General features: G+C 41.9%; 19 protein-coding genes. All 19 read left to right on the plus strand.

Annotation, left to right across the window (positions count from 1 at the left end; all coding sequences use genetic code 11):
- Window positions 1-115 precede the first annotated feature (115 nt).
- Window positions 116-2,104 (plus strand): ATP-dependent helicase ComFA, encoded by a 1,989-nt coding sequence (locus tag HP399_RS03365; protein WP_173619670.1) that lies wholly within the window; start codon window positions 116-118, stop codon window positions 2,102-2,104.
- The gene (locus tag HP399_RS03370; protein WP_173619669.1) at window positions 2,101-2,880 is read left to right on the plus strand and encodes a ComF family protein; all 780 of its coding nucleotides are present in this window, start codon (window positions 2,101-2,103) and stop codon (window positions 2,878-2,880) included. Before HP399_RS03365 ends, HP399_RS03370 begins: the two co-directional genes overlap by 4 nt.
- An 87-nt stretch (window positions 2,881-2,967) precedes the next feature.
- Window positions 2,968-3,396: a TIGR03826 family flagellar region protein gene (locus HP399_RS03375; protein WP_173619668.1), complete on the plus strand. Its 429-nt coding sequence runs from the start codon at window positions 2,968-2,970 to the stop codon at window positions 3,394-3,396.
- Window positions 3,397-3,506: 110 nt separating this feature from the next.
- Window positions 3,507-3,782 (plus strand): flagellar biosynthesis anti-sigma factor FlgM, encoded by a 276-nt coding sequence (gene flgM, locus HP399_RS03380; RefSeq protein ID WP_016742371.1) that lies wholly within the window; start codon window positions 3,507-3,509, stop codon window positions 3,780-3,782.
- Window positions 3,783-3,854: 72 nt separating this feature from the next.
- Complete coding sequence (locus HP399_RS03385) at window positions 3,855-4,346, plus strand: flagellar protein FlgN (protein ID WP_173619667.1); 492 nt, start codon at window positions 3,855-3,857, stop codon at window positions 4,344-4,346.
- Window positions 4,347-4,358: 12 nt separating this feature from the next.
- Window positions 4,359-5,846 (plus strand): flagellar hook-associated protein FlgK, encoded by a 1,488-nt coding sequence (flgK, locus tag HP399_RS03390; RefSeq protein WP_173619666.1) that lies wholly within the window; start codon window positions 4,359-4,361, stop codon window positions 5,844-5,846.
- A 17-nt stretch (window positions 5,847-5,863) separates the two neighbouring features.
- Window positions 5,864-6,766 carry a flagellar hook-associated protein FlgL gene (gene flgL / locus HP399_RS03395; protein ID WP_173619665.1) on the plus strand — a complete coding sequence of 301 codons (903 nt, stop codon included), beginning with the start codon at window positions 5,864-5,866 and terminating at the stop codon, window positions 6,764-6,766.
- A gap of 24 nt (window positions 6,767-6,790) precedes the next feature.
- Window positions 6,791-7,369, plus strand: a complete 579-nt coding sequence (locus HP399_RS03400) for a DUF6470 family protein (RefSeq protein ID WP_173619664.1) — start codon at window positions 6,791-6,793, stop codon at window positions 7,367-7,369.
- 13 nt (window positions 7,370-7,382) lie between these two features.
- Window positions 7,383-7,799 carry a flagellar assembly protein FliW gene (fliW, locus tag HP399_RS03405; RefSeq protein ID WP_015893563.1) on the plus strand — a complete coding sequence of 139 codons (417 nt, stop codon included), beginning with the start codon at window positions 7,383-7,385 and terminating at the stop codon, window positions 7,797-7,799.
- Between the two features lie 11 nt (window positions 7,800-7,810).
- Window positions 7,811-8,059 carry a carbon storage regulator CsrA gene (gene csrA / locus HP399_RS03410; protein WP_173619663.1) on the plus strand — a complete coding sequence of 83 codons (249 nt, stop codon included), beginning with the start codon at window positions 7,811-7,813 and terminating at the stop codon, window positions 8,057-8,059.
- Between the two features lie 169 nt (window positions 8,060-8,228).
- Window positions 8,229-9,053, plus strand: coding sequence for a flagellin N-terminal helical domain-containing protein (locus HP399_RS03415; RefSeq protein ID WP_173619662.1), 825 nt, complete (start codon window positions 8,229-8,231; stop codon window positions 9,051-9,053).
- A gap of 130 nt (window positions 9,054-9,183) precedes the next feature.
- Window positions 9,184-9,747, plus strand: coding sequence for a DUF8042 domain-containing protein (locus HP399_RS03420; protein ID WP_173619661.1), 564 nt, complete (start codon window positions 9,184-9,186; stop codon window positions 9,745-9,747).
- A complete protein-coding gene (locus HP399_RS03425) occupies window positions 9,744-11,624 on the plus strand; it encodes a motility associated factor glycosyltransferase family protein (protein WP_173619660.1) in 1,881 nt (626 codons plus the stop codon). Before HP399_RS03420 ends, HP399_RS03425 begins: the two co-directional genes overlap by 4 nt.
- 1 nt (window position 11,625) lies before the next feature.
- On the plus strand, window positions 11,626-12,636 hold the full coding sequence (locus tag HP399_RS03430) for an NAD-dependent 4,6-dehydratase LegB (protein WP_173619659.1): 1,011 nt from the start codon (window positions 11,626-11,628) through the stop codon (window positions 12,634-12,636).
- Window positions 12,633-13,805 carry a LegC family aminotransferase gene (locus tag HP399_RS03435; protein WP_173619658.1) on the plus strand — a complete coding sequence of 391 codons (1,173 nt, stop codon included), beginning with the start codon at window positions 12,633-12,635 and terminating at the stop codon, window positions 13,803-13,805. Before HP399_RS03430 ends, HP399_RS03435 begins: the two co-directional genes overlap by 4 nt.
- A gap of 114 nt (window positions 13,806-13,919) precedes the next feature.
- Window positions 13,920-14,600 carry a WbqC family protein gene (locus HP399_RS03440; RefSeq protein WP_173619657.1) on the plus strand — a complete coding sequence of 227 codons (681 nt, stop codon included), beginning with the start codon at window positions 13,920-13,922 and terminating at the stop codon, window positions 14,598-14,600.
- Window positions 14,601-14,618: 18 nt separating this feature from the next.
- Window positions 14,619-15,281 (plus strand): class I SAM-dependent methyltransferase, encoded by a 663-nt coding sequence (locus tag HP399_RS03445; protein ID WP_173619656.1) that lies wholly within the window; start codon window positions 14,619-14,621, stop codon window positions 15,279-15,281.
- Window positions 15,278-16,450 (plus strand): UDP-N-acetylglucosamine 2-epimerase, encoded by a 1,173-nt coding sequence (gene neuC / locus HP399_RS03450; RefSeq protein WP_173619655.1) that lies wholly within the window; start codon window positions 15,278-15,280, stop codon window positions 16,448-16,450. Before HP399_RS03445 ends, neuC begins: the two co-directional genes overlap by 4 nt.
- A gap of 22 nt (window positions 16,451-16,472) precedes the next feature.
- Window positions 16,473-17,141 carry a PIG-L deacetylase family protein gene (locus HP399_RS03455; RefSeq protein WP_173619654.1) on the plus strand — a complete coding sequence of 223 codons (669 nt, stop codon included), beginning with the start codon at window positions 16,473-16,475 and terminating at the stop codon, window positions 17,139-17,141.

Below are 17,141 nucleotides of genomic sequence, written 5' to 3' on the forward strand. Positions count from 1 at the left end.
CAATAGATCGGCGGCTTTTTTATTTTTCTACAGCCTGATTTTGATTCCGAAATTTATTTGCCGGACCTGTCTGTCTTTTTGCACACTAAGGGCAAGAGGGCGGGGGAGTGAGCGTATGCGTGAGTATTTGCTGTATATCAAAGCTTACGGCGGATCAATACCACAGGTGCAGACTTATGTTACGCCGAGCTTTTCTGTAGATCGTTCTTTTTGGCAGGAAAGAGAAGGGTGTGTCCTGCATGTCATTGGGAAGACATCGTCGCTTGCTCTGGCTTTTTCCTTGCGTGCGAAAGTGAACGGGTATTTGATGGAACAAGTCGGTAAGGGACGGATGCTGAGTGATGGATATGTAAAAGAGTTGAGAGCGCTGGCGGTAAGTGGCGTGTGCGAAGCGAGTAGCTTATATGGACGGGAAACAGTGAGCGTACTGGATCGTCGAGGGCAGGGGTGGTTTTCTTGGGAGTCAGTCGAGGAGAGTGTGGAAGTTTCTTATCAAGGTAGCAAAGTATTGGGGAAATTGCCGGGTGCTCAGTTGGGCCTTTTGGGTGGTCGTGAACTTCTTCGAAGGAGCTCATCGCGCGAGAAACCACAAGAAGCTGTTTTGAGCGAGATTTTGGACGGGCGTGCGCTCCTTTGGGATGAAGTGGAGTCTGTGTTGAAAAAGCGAGGGGTGGACGTACATGATTTGTCAGCCATTTTGCATTCATTCGTGCTGGCAAACAAAGCGGAGTGGCGACCTGGCATTCGTTTTACGGTCACAAAAGGATGGTGGCGCAATCGGCTGGAGTTGGTCTGTGAACGCTGCGGAAGTGCAGGAGCGAAGGTGGAATTTACTTATTGTCATACGTGTGAGCAAGGCTGCGCCTATTGCACAGCTTGTTTAGGGATGGGCAGGAGTAAGTGTTGTACACCGTATTTTTTAATGGATGTAGGAGCATCGCTTATCCGTAGTACAGAACACTTGCAGAACGTGGCGAGATTGGAGTGGGCGGGGAGGTATTCGGCAGATCAATCACGGGCAGCTGAGCGGGCGCGTTGCTTTGTAGCCAATCCGAGACCAGGGCTGTCGGAATATTTGATCTGGGCAGTTTGTGGAGCGGGTAAGACGGAGTTGTTATTCCCTTCTGTTACAGAGGCACTTGCTGCTGGCGGTCGCGTTTTGATTGCAACACCTCGAAAAGACGTCGTGTTGGAATTGGCTCCGCGTATTCAGCGAGTCTTTCCAGGGGCTAAAGTGATTGCTGTCCACGGTTCGAGCGCGGAGAAGTGGGAAGAGAGTGACATCACGATTGCGACCACGCATCAGGTCATGCGCTATCATCGGCGTTTTTTGCTGGTCGTTCTCGACGAGGCCGACGCGTTCCCGTATCATAATGATCCTATTTTGTATCGCGCTCTATCCAGAGCAGTGAAAAAGAATGGGAAGCTCCTCTATTTAAGCGCGACACCTCCGGGATATTTGCAAAAGCGGCTCGTTAGAAAAGGACGCTCATTCCTAGGCTCGTCTGGCGCAATACCGCTATTTTCTGATACGCATGTTCTGTTACCTGGACGCTATCATGGTGCTGCGCTTCCTGTCCCCAAGATTCTCACGGTACAAGACTTACATAAGCGCGTTCGGTCGAATCGAATCGTGGCACCGTTTATAGAAGCAGTGAGTAGTTCACTGAGTGAAGGCCGACAAGTTTTTGTGTTTGTCCCGCGAGTTGATGAAATTGACAGGGTGCTATCGTACCTTCAAAAATGGCTTCCTGATCATGCAGGGGAGATGGCTGGTGTTCATGCGGCAGACCCTATGCGGGAGGAAAAGGTACTCGCATTTCGACAAAAACGTTATACCGTCATGGTGACGACTACGATTTTGGAGCGGGGTGTGACCATACCAAAGAGTGACGTAGTAGTGGTAGGCGCGGAGGCACCTGTATTTGACGAAGCGTCATTGGTGCAGATAGCAGGACGAGTAGGACGATCCGTTGATGATACGACGGGGAGTGTTTTATTTTTGCAAGCAGAACGCGCTACTTTTCCAAAGCGGGCCGTCAGACAGATATCACAGATGAACTGCTTGGCTCAAAGTCTCGAGGAACAAAGAGGTCTTTCATGACCAGTAGGATGTGTGTGCGTTGTGGTGGACATATCGTAGCTCTCCAAAAGGAAACGGTCGTTCGTGAAAAGGTGCGACAGCTATCCGATCAGGCGAGCTATCCGGTCATCTACCGGATGTTAAAAGGGATCGTGTTGTGTGGAGTCTGCCTTGATTCCTTGCCGTTGATCGGGCATGATATTTGCCAGCGGTGCGGGCGTGATAGGGAGCTGCAGGTTAGTATCGGCGACGAAGGGCTATGCAGGGATTGTGTTCATGGAGAAGATGAGCAGATATTGGTGGCAAATCGGAGTTTGCTTCGCTATGAAAAGGGAGAGAAGGATTTGCTCGGATTGTTTAAATACCGCGGTGACGAGCGGCTAGCTTTATACTACGGTACGCTTCTCGCCATTACGGTTCAGCGTTATTACAGGTCTATGGGGTTTACCTGTATCACGACGGTTCCTTTGCATCCACAACGATTGCGGGAACGTGGCTTCAATCAGGTTGATTTGCTGGCCCGCTATTTAGGAGCAGCGATCAAGATTCCCGTGAGACCGCTGCTACGTCGAACGAAGGACACTCCAAAGCTGAGCAAGCAAAAAGGGCGCGCAGCACGCCACGAAAGTATGCGCGAAGCTTTTGTGTGGGATGGCGAGGATATGCCCTTTGCTGCTAAAATTCTGCTCCTTGACGATATTTATACGACTGGTTCGACGTTGCGTTCGTGCGCGAGGACAATCAGAGCACATTTGGGGCCAAGCTGTGAAGTATATTCCTTGACAATATACCGATAGCCAGTTTGGAAAAATTAAGCTATGATGTAGGCATACAACGGATGTAGAACCGTATGAACTTTCTGAACGGAAAAGGGGTAGTCCGATATGTCTATGGGCAAGTTGGCAAACTGCTCGCGGTGTGATGCTGTATTTGTACAAGCAGTCCGTGACATTTGCCCCAAGTGCTGTAAAGAAGTGGAACACGAATATGAGGCCTGCGCCCAGTTTTTACGCAAGCGTGAAAATCGTGGATCGAATATTCATCAAGTGAGCGAAGCCACCGGTGTGAGCGTGAAGCAAATCACGAAGTTTATCAAGGAAGGGCGCATTTCGGTTGCCGGAAGTCCAAATCTTGGTTATCCATGTGAGCGCTGCGGTTTTTTGATTCGAGCAGGCAACATTTGCGAATCTTGTCTAAACGGCTTGAAGCATGAAATCACGCAACAAATCGAGGTAGAGCAGCGATTGGAGGAGTTCCAACGCGCCGATCTGGCTAAGGCAGCTTATCGAAGAAAGCAGAATAGTGACGAATAGTTTTGTGCAAAAAAACTAATCGTACATCATGAAATTGCCGATGATACTACTAAGAGGTGTCATCGGTTTTTTCTATGAAAAGACCGTTGGTATGAGAGGATGGTAATCAGATGCGGATTAATGAACCTAACCGTGTCGGGATGATCAATGCTTACAACAAGACAGGTAACAACCAGGTAGGCAAAAGCGGCAAAATCCCGATGGGCAAGGATGAAGTAAACATTTCCACAGAAGCGCTAGAAATGCAAAAGCAAGTAGAAGATGTCAACTCTCCACAACGTCGGGAAAAAGTGGAGCAGTTGAAGAAGCAAGTGGAGGAAGGAAAATATCACGTCTCAAGTGAGCGGATCGCTGATAAGCTCCTGTCCTTTTGGAAAAAGCTGTAACACAGATCTAGAGAGGGCTTTTTGAACAGCCTCTTTAAATAGTTTTCGATGGAAGATGAGGAGAAGCAAGGGATGAATAGACTCTACGATCTGCTCGACAACTTGATCCAGTTGCACAAAGCCTTGTACACCTTAGCCTCGCACAAGAAAGAAGTGCTGGTAAGAGGGAATGTGGATGAACTTATAGCCATTACACGCCAGGAGCAAAAACTGATCAAGGGCGTCGCAGAAGCTGAAGCAGCTCGCCAGCAAGTCGTAAAAGAATTGACAGCACAGAAGGGCTTTGCGCTGCAAGAAGGCACACTGGCTGAATTGATCAAGTTGACGACCAGTGCGGAAGAGAAAATGCGACTCACTTCCTGTCGTAATGAGCTAAGCCGGATTGTGACCGAACTGCGCGATGCTAACGACCTGAATCAGCAGTTATTGGAGCAATCCCTTTCTTTTGTAAATATGACGCTCGATCTGATCACGGATACACCCGAGGACGACTTTATCTACGGCAAGCCGACCTCGGATACGTATCGTCAGGCAAATCGAACTTTTTTCAATAAAAAAGCGTAAAGAGGTGTCGAAATGCGCTCTACTTTTCATGGAATTGAAGTCAGCAAACGCGGCTTGTTCGCTCAACAGTCCGCGCTAAATACAACGGGACACAATATCTCCAATGCGAATACGGAAGGATACAGCCGCCAGCGCGTGAATATGCAGGCTACGAATGGTTTGCCTTATGTGGGGATGCAGGCAAGTATAGAGCCAGGCTTGCTCGGTACCGGTGTGCAAGCGACTAGTATTCAGCGTCTGCGGGAAGAGTTTTTGGATATTCAGTATCGGAACGAATACAAACGCCAAGGCTACTGGGATGGTCGTTTGGAAACGTTGGAGAAATTAGAAGGGATCATGAATGAACCTTCCGATACTGGCTTGCAAAAAGTAATGGACCAGATGTGGCAAGCATGGCAGGACTTGGCCAAAGATCCGACAGATACATCTGCTCGGGCAGTTGTTCGGGAACGAAGCAAGGCAGTAGCGGATACGTTTAATACGCTGACCAATCACATCAAGGAAGTACAAACTGATCTCAACAATGTGGTTAATGTAAAAGCGATGGAGATCAATTCCTTGGGCCAACAGATTGCTAGCTTGAATAATCAGATTGCTAACGTTGTACCGCATGGTTATCAGCCAAACGATCTCTATGACCAACGTGACGTATTGTTGGATAAGCTCTCCAAGCTGGTGGAGGTCCGTGCAACTCAGTCAACAGCTGGTATGGTTAACGTGACCATTGAAGGTCGTGAATTTGTTACTGGAATTACATCGCAGCCAGTAGCTACTGTACAGAATCCAGCTACGGGCATGAGTGACATGACGCTGGGCGGAGCGGCGTTTGTGCCGACAACCGGCTATATGGCAGGAACGTTCCAATCTCGTGATCAGATCGTACCGAACATGCTGAAACGCTTGGATGTTTTAGCTGTGAATCTGACGAAGGAAATCAATGATCTGCATCGGGCTGGACGAAGCTTGAGTGATATTAACAATGGCACTGTACAGGATCTGCCGTTCTTTGTAGATGCGAACTCACTGGCTGCTAATCCGGCATCCAAAAACTATCCAACAAGTGCATCTGGGATTGTAATTAATCCAGAAATTATGAAGAGCTTGGATGCGATCGCGGCAGCACAAGCAGAAGCAGGCGGCACTCCTGTAGGGAATAACAAGAGCGCTCTCGCCATCGCTTCGATCAAATTCAAGGTGTTGGCTGCGGGTGCGGGACCTAACGATTTGGCAGAAAGCTCTACATTAGATAATTACTATCGTTATACGATTAGCCAATTGGGTGTTGACGCCCAAGAAGCTGAGCGTAACCAATTAAACTCCGAAATGCTCGTCGGTACCGTGGATAGCCAGCGTCAATCTGTATCTGGCGTATCGATCGATGACGAAATGGCAGAAATGGTGAAATACCAGCATGCATACAGTGCCTCTGCTCGCGTCATGACAAGCATGGACGAGATCTTAGACAAAGTCATCAACGGCATGGGCCGAGTGGGCCTCTAATTAGGAGGGAATAGATTATGGCAGTACGTGTAACGCAGAATATGTTGAATAATAATATGCTGCGGAATTTGCATAATTCCATGCGAAACATGGATAAGTTGCAACATCAGCTTGCGTCCGGTAGCAAAATTGCAAAGCCATCCGATGATCCTGTAGTTGCAGCGCGGGGGATGTTTTATCGGTCATCTTTAATGGAGAATGACCAATACAAACGGAATGTTGATGAAGCACAATCGTGGATGGATATGACAGATGGTACCATGGATGAAGTAGGAAATGTCATGAAGCGTGTAAAAGAGCTCCTGATTTATTCTGCGGACGGAGCTATTTCACCTGATGACTTGAAAACGATGGGGTCAGAGATTCAGGAATTAAAGAATCATTTAGGAACTCTAGCCAATCAACAAATTAATGGAAAGTATATATTTGCAGGTACAGATACGAATAAAGCACCCTATGATTTAACAGCCAATGGTGGAAAAGGTGACTTCGTTAGTACGAACAGTTCTCCCATTAATTTGGAAGTGAGCCAAAATGTCTTTGTAACCTCGAATATTAATGCTCAAAACATATTTAACTTCCCTGATAACGCAAATAATATGTTCAAAGTGCTCGATGGTATCATTACTGAGCTTAACAATGGGAGAAGTGCAGCACAGTTTCAACCCGCTATGAATCAACAATATGATAAATTGTTGGCAGAAAGAGCTTCATTAGGTGCAAGTGTGAACCGCGTAGAACTAATTGCAGAACGCTTGAAGACACAAGAGGTTAGCATCACGGGATTATTGTCAAAGAATGAAGATGCAGACATGGCGAAGGTAATGACAAATTTAAAAACACAAGAAAGTGTTCATTCTGCAGCGTTAGGATCTGGAGCTCGGATCATTCAACCATCATTGTTAGACTTCCTTCGCTAGATAGAAAATGAAGGAGAATGACCAATGCAAATTCCAAACATTCAAATGCAGAGTACGTTTGCTCGGCTAGGTTTGAACATTAGTAAACCTGTTCATGAAATAAAACAACCGCAAGCTGAAATGAATTTACGGCAAAAACCAGCTACGCTTTCTATTGAGCAAGGGAGTCCTACGCTATTTATAGATTCGAGTCAGGCACGTGCCAATATAGGCATCATGACCTCTGTGGAGTTTAGTGATAGCAGTGCTTCTTATGGAAAACAAAAGGCTCTCCAGGCTATCGCAGAAAAGAGTCAAGAGGGCGACCGATTAATGAAGATATACACAAAAGAGAACGCTATAGCGTCAATTGGACGAGAAAAAGGCTTACGGGCGTTGGAGGGGGGCTACACTCCTCCCGCAACGTCGATGGATGATGGAGTCGAAATCAATGTGGACCTCAAACCAACCGTGATTAACGTACAACGTAACGGGATGAGCATAGATCCTGTTACAAGACCTCCAGAGTTTTCGTATACAGCAGGCAAGGTAGAGCCATATATGATACAATATAATAGTCTGAAAATAGATGTGGTCGGCGGTCAACTGGATCAAAAGATGTAAGTGAGGGGAAAACATGGACACAAGTCAACAAGTGGAAATGGGTAAGCTATTTTTTGAAGATGGCATCCCGGGGTTTTCCCATCTGCAATTTTTTCAGTTGATGCAAGAAGAGGGAAATCCTTTTTTTCTGATTCAATCGACAGAAGAGATAGATGTAGGATTTTGGGTCATTGATCCCTTTGCCTTCTTCCCGGATTACAGTTTTGAGCTCTCGGAAGTAGCAAGAGAGGCATTGCGAGTGATGGAAGACTCTCAAATCGGTGTGTTTTCTATTGTTTCTATACGCGAAAACAATAAAGCTACAGTAAATCTAAAGGCACCAATTGTAGTGAATATGACCAATCGGATGGGCAGACAGGTCATTTTGCAGGAAGATACATACTCCATTCGTCAGCCATTGTTTGAGCAATGTGTTGTCGATCAAAAGTAGGTGGTGTTTACATGCTGGTCCTTTCTCGAAAGAAAAATGAATCGATCATGATCGGTGACACCATCGAGATTAAAATCATTTCTATTGATGGAGACCAGATTAAACTCGGAATCGACGCACCACGTAATTTGGATGTGTATCGGAAAGAGATATTTGATGCCATTCAGGAAGAAAATCGGTTGGCGATGAAGAGTCAAAGTGATTGGGCGGCTATGAAACAGCTTTTTCAAACAAGCACGGAAAAAAAAGATGATCAGTAGAACATCTTTTTTTTTTGCAAAAAAGCAGAAAAAGCACTAAACACCCAGAAGCTGCTAACCGATAATAATAATGTAGAGACAAAGTCACAAGCGCGCGATTGTGATACGTCTCAAATATATGCAACAGTCACATGGACGTGACTGTCGACAACTCAAGGAGGAACTTCACATGATTATCCAACACAATATGTCTGCTCAAAACACTCATCGTCAACTGGGTGTAAACACTGGCAACCTGTCTAAAAACGTTGAAAAATTGTCTTCCGGCTACCGCATCAACCGTGCGGCTGACGATGCTGCTGGTCTCTCCATCTCCGAGCGTATGCGTGCACAAGTACGTGGTATGGAACAAGCTTCCCGTAACTCCCAAGACGGTATCTCCTTGATCCAAACTGCTGAAGGTGCTTTGCAAACTGTGAACAACATGCTCGTTCGTATTAAAGAACTGGCAACACAATCTGCAAACGGAACTTACACTGATACTGAAGACCGTGCTCGTATCCAAGAAGAAGTATCTGAACTGAGCAAAGAGGTTGACAACATCAAAGACAACACCAAATTCAACGGTATTTCTCTGCTGAACGGTAACGGTAGCAAGAATATCGATCTGCAAATCGGTCAAGAAAAAGCTCAAACACTGACTTTGGATGTTACTAAATTCGACCTTACAGCTGTTGCATCTGCAGTAAAAGCGTATGCTCTTGGTACTCAATCTGGTGCAAAATCTGCACTGGGCAATGTTGAGGCTCAAATCAACGCTGTATCTGCTGCTCGTTCTTACCTGGGTGCGAACCAAAACCGTCTGGAAAACACTATCAACAACCTGAACATCACTTCTGAGAACCTGACTGCTGCTGAATCCCGTATCCGTGACGTTGATATGGCGAAAGAGCAAATGTCATTCACTAAGAATAACATTTTGACTCAAGCGTCCCAAGCAATGTTGGCACAAGCTAACCAATTGCCACAAGGCGTTCTGCAATTGCTCCGTTAATCTATATTCAATTAAAAAGTATGAGCTTCTAACTAGAAGCTCATACTTTTTTTTGCCACTTTTATCCTGTAATTAAGCAACTAAAAGTTACCGATATATAAATGAGAGTAGTAAGGGAGGTAGTAAGAATATGAAAATACTATTGAGAGAACAAGAATTGATGATTGATATATCTAAAATTGAGAATGCGAGTAATGTTCTATCTGTAATTGAATCATTTGTAACAAAAAATAGTTTAGTTTTTTGCGGTCTGAAAATTAATGGAGAAGAAATATATGATCATTTTGAAAATGTAATAATGAATAACTTAGATAGAATAGATACGATTGAGCCAATTGTAATAACGGAAGATCAATTACGCCATGAAACGCTAGAATCTGTTCGTGATTACACGGTGAGATCTCTTGTAATACTACCAGCTTTGGTGGAGGAATTTTACTCTGGGGCGCCATCTGAGAACACTTGGCTTCAACTTGGCCAACTAATCGAGGGACTACAGTGGATTCAAAAAGCATCTGAGTATCTTAATAATAACCTTACATTCACACAAGAATTAGAAACCTTAGATCAAGCAATTAGACAGCACGATACGGTTATGATTGGTGACATTATTGAATATGAACTTATTCCACGCTTTGAGGTTATCCAAAAAAATCTCGAAGGTATTGTAAGGGATGAGGGATTTAAACGATGATCTTTAAAAATAGTACAGTATTAAAAAGCAACTTTCCAAACTTTTGGGCGGCATATAAGGATTCGCTAATAAAAAATAGGGAAAATGTAATTTTAGAACAATCGAAAACGAATGAACCAGTAGTTGCCATTTCTAAGGAGTCTGGATTGAATTATATACATAGTAAATATAATCCGATTCAAGAAGCAAAAAGATTTATAGAGTCGCTTGAAGATATTGGTGAAAAACATGTTCTATTTTATGGTGTAGGGCTGGGCTATCATATTGACGCATTTGTCCAACTGTACCCCAACTCTAAATTTTCTATATATGAGCCTAATATCGAGATATTTCAAGAATTGTTGAGGCATAAAAATCTTGAAATGTGGTCACCAGGAAAAAAACTTAAAAGAATAATGGTTGAAGAAAATTCGGTTGATTGTAGAAACAACTTACTCTCTTTTACAAATCTTCTTAGTGAAGAGATTTACTTAGCCATTTTACCTAGTTATGAACGGATATTTGCCGAAGAAACCAAGAACTTTATGGATACCTTTCGTCAAGTCATTTATGAGAGAAGACAATTGATTAGTACTAGTAAACTCTTCGCTAAGAGGAAAGTAATTAATGGTTTTCGTAACCTACCATATGTGGTGAGCAATCCGGATTTCATGGGTGATGATTCAAATATCTTTAAAGGAAAACCAGCAATCATTGTGTCTGCAGGACCATCGTTAAATGATGAATATGATAGATTAAGATATATAAAGGAAAATGGATTGGCGTATATTTTTTCAGTAGGTTCAGCTGTAAATGCTCTGCTGAGTCAGGGAATTGAGCCGGATGCGACATTTTCATATGACGGAAGTATTTTAAACCAACAGGTATTTGATGACATCGTAAGTCAAGGAATTGATCAAATTCCTCTGATTTTTGGTAGTACGATTGGTTTTGAAACACTAATAGATTATCCAGGAAAAAAGGCGAGTTTATTAGTGGAAAAGGATGATATTGTAAATTTATTCGCAAAGAGAAACAATGGAACATCTATGAATCAAATTGGGTATTTTACAAGTGTTGCAACACTTGCACTAGAAGTGCTTATTAGAAAGGGTTTTTCACCTATTGTCCTTGTAGGTCAAAATTTTGCATACCGCGCAGATCTTAATTATGCAAAGGGAATAGATTATATTGATGCTGAATTAAGTGATCAACAAAAGGAAAATGCTTTAAAAGTAAGAGATGTAGAGGGAAATCTAACATTAAGTAGTCGTCTGCACATAGATATGAGAAAAGAAATGGAAGAACTAATTGGTTCTTTCCCGACTGCAAAAATTATTAATAGCAGTAAGGGCGGTGCACACATTGAAGGGACCGTTTATCAGGGATTGGAACATATAATTGAAACCAGTTTTACCACAACCAATACTGTCGTACATGATTGGTTTGAACAACTTGAACATGACATTGAGTATGATCAAGAATATTTTAAAAAGGCTGCTGCAGAGATGTTTAGAAGTGCTGAGGACCTATCTAAGATATTCCGGCGTTTTGAAGATATCTTAACGGAAATGAGACACTATATTACTACACGTAATAAGCCACAGCTCGAAAAGCTGTTTAATATGTTTGATAAGATGTTTGATAGACTACAAAAAAATAAATACAATTTAGTAATCATCCAGCCAATGAATCCATTGAGTTTTCAATTAGTTATGAAAGTATTCGAAGAGGTAAGGTATAGTAATGATCCAGTTGGTAAAGCCAAGCAGGTAGCAGATGAGTTCGAAGATTATTTAAGAGTGTGCAAAGAAGATCTAGAGCTTACTAAAAAACTGTTGGAAGAGATGCGAGATATTGTATTGGAGAAGAGTATTTCAGTGATACAGGAGAGATAAGATGAGCCTAAATGGAAAAAAAATATTGGTGACTGGTGCAGATGGATTTATTGGGTCACATCTAGTAGAAGAATTAGTTCGTCAAGGTTACGATGTTTGCGCATTTGTAAATTACAATTCATTTAATTCTTGGGGATGGTTAGATCACTCTCCACATGAAATTACAAAGGAATTAAACGTTTTTGCAGGTGATGTTCGAGATCCTTACGGTGTTAAGAAAGCGATGACGGGGTATGATGTTGTACTCCATTTAGCTTCACTTATTGCTATCCCATATTCGTACCATTCACCTGACACATATGTTGATACTAATATCAAGGGTACATTAAATGTTCTTCAAGCAGCTAGAGAACTTAATATTGAAAAAGTGGTTCATACTTCAACTAGTGAAGTCTATGGAACAGCTAAGTTCGTACCCATTACAGAAGAGCATCCACTTCAAGGACAGTCACCTTATTCAGCCAGTAAAATTGGTGCAGATCAATTAGCCTTATCTTTTTATAATTCTTTCAATTTACCAGTTTCAATTATTAGACCATTCAATACCTATGGACCGCGACAATCTGCTCGTGCTGTTATTCCTACAATTATTACCCAAATTGCAAGTGGAGAAAAAGCAATTAAATTGGGATCAATTCACCCCACTCGTGATTTTAATTATGTGAAAGATACGGTAAATGGATTTATTTCTGTCGCAAAATCCGACAAATCAATTGGCGAAGTCATTAATATTGGAAGTAACTATGAAATTTCAATAGGTGAGACGGCTAATCTGATAGCAGAATTAATGAGTGAAAATATCGAAATTCTTACCGAAGACCAACGCTTAAGACCTGAAAAAAGCGAAGTGGAACGCCTGTGGGCGGATAACACAAAAGCAAAAGAATTACTTGGTTGGTACCCGACCTACGGTGAGCGTGATGGCTTCAAACGGGGACTGAAAGAAACAATTGATTGGTTTACTACATCATCAAATCTGAAAAATTATAAGACAGGGATGTACAATATATGACAACTACATTTCGCATACAGGCCATTTTAGAAGCGTTGCAAAAAGTAACCTCTAAACAGGAAAATTTTGTTCCTCTCCATGAGCCTTCGTTTCAGGGGAATGAGTGGTTATATGTGAAAGAGTGCATTGATACTGGATGGGTCTCCTCAGTTGGAAAGTATGTGAATAAGTTTGAAGAGATGCTAGCAGATTATACGGGGGTAAAACATGCAATAGCAGTAGTAAATGGAACAGCTGCAGTACATGTTTGTCTTAAACTTGCTGGTGTGGAAGCGAATGATGAGGTACTTGTGCCTGCATTAACATTTATCGCCAGTGCTAATGCTATCTCTTATTGCGGAGCTATTCCTCATTTTGTGGACAGCAGTTATGAAACACTAGGACTTGATCCGGTGAAGTTGGATCATTATCTAATGGAAATCAGTGTACAACGCAAAGACGGATGCTATAACAAGATCACAGGAAGAAGAATAAAGGCAGTACTTCCTATGCATACTTTTGGCCACCCAGTTGATATGGACGCTTTGTTAGAAATTTGCGATCGCTATAAGATAGAACTTGTTGAAGATGCCGCTGAATCACTCGGTTCTTATTATAAAGGGCGACACACGGGCAATTGGGGCAAATTGGCTGCTGTTAGTTTTAACGGAAACAAAGTAGTTACAACAGGTGGAGGGGGAGCCATTCTCACTAATAATGATGAATTAGGGAAGATGGCGAAACATATCACTACAACAGCGAAAAAACCACACCCATGGGCGTTTGATCACGATCACATAGGCTTTAATTATAGAATGCCGAATTTGAATGCTGCTTTAGGTTGTGCTCAACTTGAGATGTTATCCAAATTTATAGAACAAAAGCGTACTTTAGCAAACATGTATGCTAATGCTTTTCTTCGGGTAGATGGCGTTAAGCTGTTTATGGAGCCTTCTTTTGCAAAAAGCAATTATTGGCTACAAGTTCTTATATTAGAAGAACAATTTGCTTCTGAAAAAGAGAAATTACTTAAAGCAGCGAATGAGACGGGTTTCATGACTAGACCAGTTTGGAAGCCGCTTCATGAGATTTCGATGTATCAAAATTGCCCCAAGATGAACTTAGATGTAGTTGAAAGTTTAGCTAGAAGAATTATTAATATTCCAAGTAGCCCAGGTTTAGTTAGATAAGGATGATGAGGCGGAGTTACAGGCATTAGTGGAACTCTGCAAATGTGATACCCCTTTACGAGAAACTAGCGATTGACCAAATTGTTATATTAGTAATCTTGTTTGGAGGTATATATGAAGAAAATATCTATACATCAGAGCCAGTATATACCATGGGCACCGTACTTTAAAAAAATTGCAATGTCTGATGTTTTCGTTGTGATGGATAGTGTTCAATACCAAAAAAATGGTGTGCAAAATCGGAATAGAATAAGAGATAAAAACAGTGACTATTGGTTAACGATACCAATTACAGGGAATTTAACAGACGTAATTTCTGAAAAGAGATTAGCGTCGGATAGATGGATGATGAAGCATTGGAAATCCATTCAAAGCGCATATCGCTCAGCACCAAAGTGGGAATTATATGCTGATAAAATAGAGTTCCTTTATCAACAAAGTTATTCTACCTTATTTGAAGCAAATCAAGCTTTTTTTATTTTTTTGATGGATAGTTTGAAAATTAATACTCAGGTTGTCTTTTTATCAGAGCTTCAGGTTACTGGAGAGAAGTCGGACTTAGTTCTTAATATTTGTAAGGATCTGTGTGCAACGGAGTACATCAGTGGATACGGTTCGAAAAGCTACCTTAATGAAAATAAATTTATCGAATCTGGTGTTGAAATAAATTATCTTGAGTCAATATCTCCTGTTTACCCACAAGTCCAAGGAGAATTTATTTCTGGATTGTCTATGATTGATATGCTACTAAATTCGCCTGAAGATTTAATTCAGGAGTACCTGTATTCTAATTAAAGATAGGGAGCGAAAGAAATGGATGCTAGAGAGACAAATGTGAAATTGTGGGACGACATCTATAGTTCTTCAAGCAATGGAATGACTTATCCTAATGATATTTTGGTTAGAGTTTCACATAGACTTTTAAATAATGAGAAACACAAGAAAGTATTAGATTATGGTTTTGGTGGAGGAGCCGATTTTATACACTTTTGCAAGAAAGGCTTCCAAGTATCTGGAGTAGAGATTAGTGAGAGTGCCATCGAAAAATTAACAAATAGATTGGAATCCATGGGGATCACTCCTGATCTAAAGTTATTAACGGACGGGAGAATTCCTTTTCCAGATAATTCATTCGATGTAGTTGTTGCTTGGCAAGTTTTATACTATAACGACTGGTCTGGTTTTTACGCTGCTATGAAAGAAATTAATAGGGTGCTTCGTAGTGGCGGAATATTTCTTGGAACGATGGGTGCGATAGGCGACTTTTCACATACCTATAGTCGTTCTTTGGGTAACAATTTATATGAATCTACTGTACCCGGTCAAGAAGGAGCAATCGTCATAATAGTAGATAAAGACGATCTCTCAAAATGCTTCCCTAATGAAAAGTTGACTATCGGTGAATTCGGATATGATTTCGGCCAGTATCATGGTAAACATTGGATTGTGAGTTACGAAAAAGGTGCAGATCTATGAGTGGTAATAAAAAAATAAATATCCTTGCTCTTACTGGGATTAGGTCTGAATATGACCTTTTGTATCCATTATTAAAAGGAATTGATAGTCATCCGGACTTCGATCTAGGTGTAATAGTTTCTGGTGCTCATTTGTCTCCTTTGCATGATTATTCAGTTCGACAGATAGATAAAGATGAATTTCGAGTAGTGGATCACATTGAAAACTTGCTGTACGCGGATTCATTTTCAAGTAAAGCAAAGTCTTCTGCCATATTAATGCAATCACTTGCACAGACTTTATTGCGTGTACAACCTGACTTATTGTTAATCCTTGGTGACCGAGAAGAAGCAATCATCGGATCTTTAACGGCGTCCTACATGAATATACCTGCAGTGCATATAGCTGGTGGTGATAACACAAGTCCAAACGGTGGGGATGTCGATGAACAAATTAGGCATGCAACAACAAAACTAAGCCATGTTCATTTGACCATGATGGAAGAACATTCGGAGCGCATCAAAAAGCTCGGGGAAGAGTCTTGGCGGGTTTTTACTGTAGGCAGCCCAGGTATCGATCGCTTGCGGATGGAACCATCCCTAAGTGTGGAGGAGATAGCTAACCTTTTAGGAGAAGGTGTTAAAAAGGATTATATTGTGCTTATATATCATCCTTTGAGTTCAACGGTAGCCCAAGCTGCAGAAGAATTAAGATTATGCATTGAACAATGTATACAAACAGGCTTACACATTTTTATTGGGTCTCCAAACAGTGATCCTGGATACCAAGATATTGTACAAGTTTTGCAAGAGTATGCTCACCATCCTCAAGTATGTTTATATAAGAATTTAGCGCGTAATATATTTGTAAATTTACTAAGAAATGCAAGATGCTTGGTTGGGAATTCTTCTTTGGCAATCCATGAGGCTCCGTATCTATGTTTACCATCAGTAAACGTCGGAGAGCGTCAAAAAGGAAGAATTGCTGGAAAGAACGTTCAATTTGTACCTGCTAATGAGGAGGATGTAAGAGGTGCGCTGCAAAAAGCACTCTACGACGTAGATTATAGAAATGAACTCGATAACGAGCAGTTTATATATGGTGATGGGTTTATGGTCGATAAAACATTGCAAATCTTGTTGTCACTTCCGTCTCGTGAAAAACTACTTGCGAAAAAAATAACCTATTAAAGGAAAGAGGGGATAAGTGATTATGAAAAAAGTGCTAGTTATTGCTCCTCATCCAGACGATGAAACGCTTGGTTGTGGGGGGACGTTGCTCAAACACATTGCTAATGAAGATGAAGTAAGTTGGCTCATTGTTACGGGAATGCACAGTAATCTTGGCCACACCGATGAGCAGATAGATCGGAGAGAGCGAGAAATAGAAAAAGTTAAAACAATGTACGGATTTAACAATGTATTTAACCTTAAGCTCCCTACGACTAATCTCGATACAATCCCTATGCAGAGCATCGTCGCTCAGATTGGAACTGTAATAAATCAATTAGAACCGGAAATTATGTACTTACCTTATCGAGGAGATGTTCATACAGATCATAAAGTAGTGTTTGATGCGGTAGTTTCATGCAGCAAATGGTTTCGATACAGTTCAGTAAAAAAGGTACTTGCTTATGAAACTTTGTCAGAGACTGACTTTGGTATTAATCCGGATAATAACGGGTTTCGACCTAACGTGTTTAGCGATATTACGCCGTATCTAGAGAAAAAGCTGGATATACTAAATGTTTTTCAGAGCGAAATGGGGGAGTTCCCTTTCCCACGGAGTAACCAGGCGGTACAGGCGCAAGCGAGGGTTCGGGGAGTAGCCGCAGGTTGCGAATCTGCAGAGGCATTTATGTTGCTTAAGGAGATATTGTGA

This window comes from Brevibacillus sp. DP1.3A (assembly GCF_013284245.2).
Taxonomy (GTDB): domain Bacteria; phylum Bacillota; class Bacilli; order Brevibacillales; family Brevibacillaceae; genus Brevibacillus.

Excerpts from the sequence above, each read along its gene's own strand:
- HP399_RS03370 (WP_173619669.1), top strand. The coding sequence starts at position 2,101 with ATGACCAGTAGGATGTGTGTGCGTTGTGGTGGACATATCGTAGCTCTC.
- flgL (WP_173619665.1), top strand. The coding sequence starts at position 5,864 with ATGGCAGTACGTGTAACGCAGAATATGTTGAATAATAATATGCTGCGG.
- HP399_RS03440 (WP_173619657.1), top strand. The coding sequence starts at position 13,920 with ATGAAGAAAATATCTATACATCAGAGCCAGTATATACCATGGGCACCG.
- csrA (WP_173619663.1), top strand. The coding sequence starts at position 7,811 with ATGCTGGTCCTTTCTCGAAAGAAAAATGAATCGATCATGATCGGTGAC.
- HP399_RS03425 (WP_173619660.1), top strand. The coding sequence starts at position 9,744 with ATGATCTTTAAAAATAGTACAGTATTAAAAAGCAACTTTCCAAACTTT.
- HP399_RS03445 (WP_173619656.1), top strand. The coding sequence starts at position 14,619 with ATGGATGCTAGAGAGACAAATGTGAAATTGTGGGACGACATCTATAGT.
- neuC (WP_173619655.1), top strand. The coding sequence starts at position 15,278 with ATGAGTGGTAATAAAAAAATAAATATCCTTGCTCTTACTGGGATTAGG.
- HP399_RS03435 (WP_173619658.1), top strand. The coding sequence starts at position 12,633 with ATGACAACTACATTTCGCATACAGGCCATTTTAGAAGCGTTGCAAAAA.
- HP399_RS03430 (WP_173619659.1), top strand. The coding sequence starts at position 11,626 with ATGAGCCTAAATGGAAAAAAAATATTGGTGACTGGTGCAGATGGATTT.
- flgM (WP_016742371.1), top strand. The coding sequence starts at position 3,507 with ATGCGGATTAATGAACCTAACCGTGTCGGGATGATCAATGCTTACAAC.
- fliW (WP_015893563.1), top strand. The coding sequence starts at position 7,383 with ATGGACACAAGTCAACAAGTGGAAATGGGTAAGCTATTTTTTGAAGAT.
- HP399_RS03455 (WP_173619654.1), top strand. The coding sequence starts at position 16,473 with ATGAAAAAAGTGCTAGTTATTGCTCCTCATCCAGACGATGAAACGCTT.
- HP399_RS03365 (WP_173619670.1), top strand. The coding sequence starts at position 116 with ATGCGTGAGTATTTGCTGTATATCAAAGCTTACGGCGGATCAATACCA.
- HP399_RS03420 (WP_173619661.1), top strand. The coding sequence starts at position 9,184 with ATGAAAATACTATTGAGAGAACAAGAATTGATGATTGATATATCTAAA.
- HP399_RS03415 (WP_173619662.1), top strand. The coding sequence starts at position 8,229 with ATGATTATCCAACACAATATGTCTGCTCAAAACACTCATCGTCAACTG.
- flgK (WP_173619666.1), top strand. The coding sequence starts at position 4,359 with ATGCGCTCTACTTTTCATGGAATTGAAGTCAGCAAACGCGGCTTGTTC.
- HP399_RS03400 (WP_173619664.1), top strand. The coding sequence starts at position 6,791 with ATGCAAATTCCAAACATTCAAATGCAGAGTACGTTTGCTCGGCTAGGT.
- HP399_RS03385 (WP_173619667.1), top strand. The coding sequence starts at position 3,855 with ATGAATAGACTCTACGATCTGCTCGACAACTTGATCCAGTTGCACAAA.
- HP399_RS03375 (WP_173619668.1), top strand. The coding sequence starts at position 2,968 with ATGTCTATGGGCAAGTTGGCAAACTGCTCGCGGTGTGATGCTGTATTT.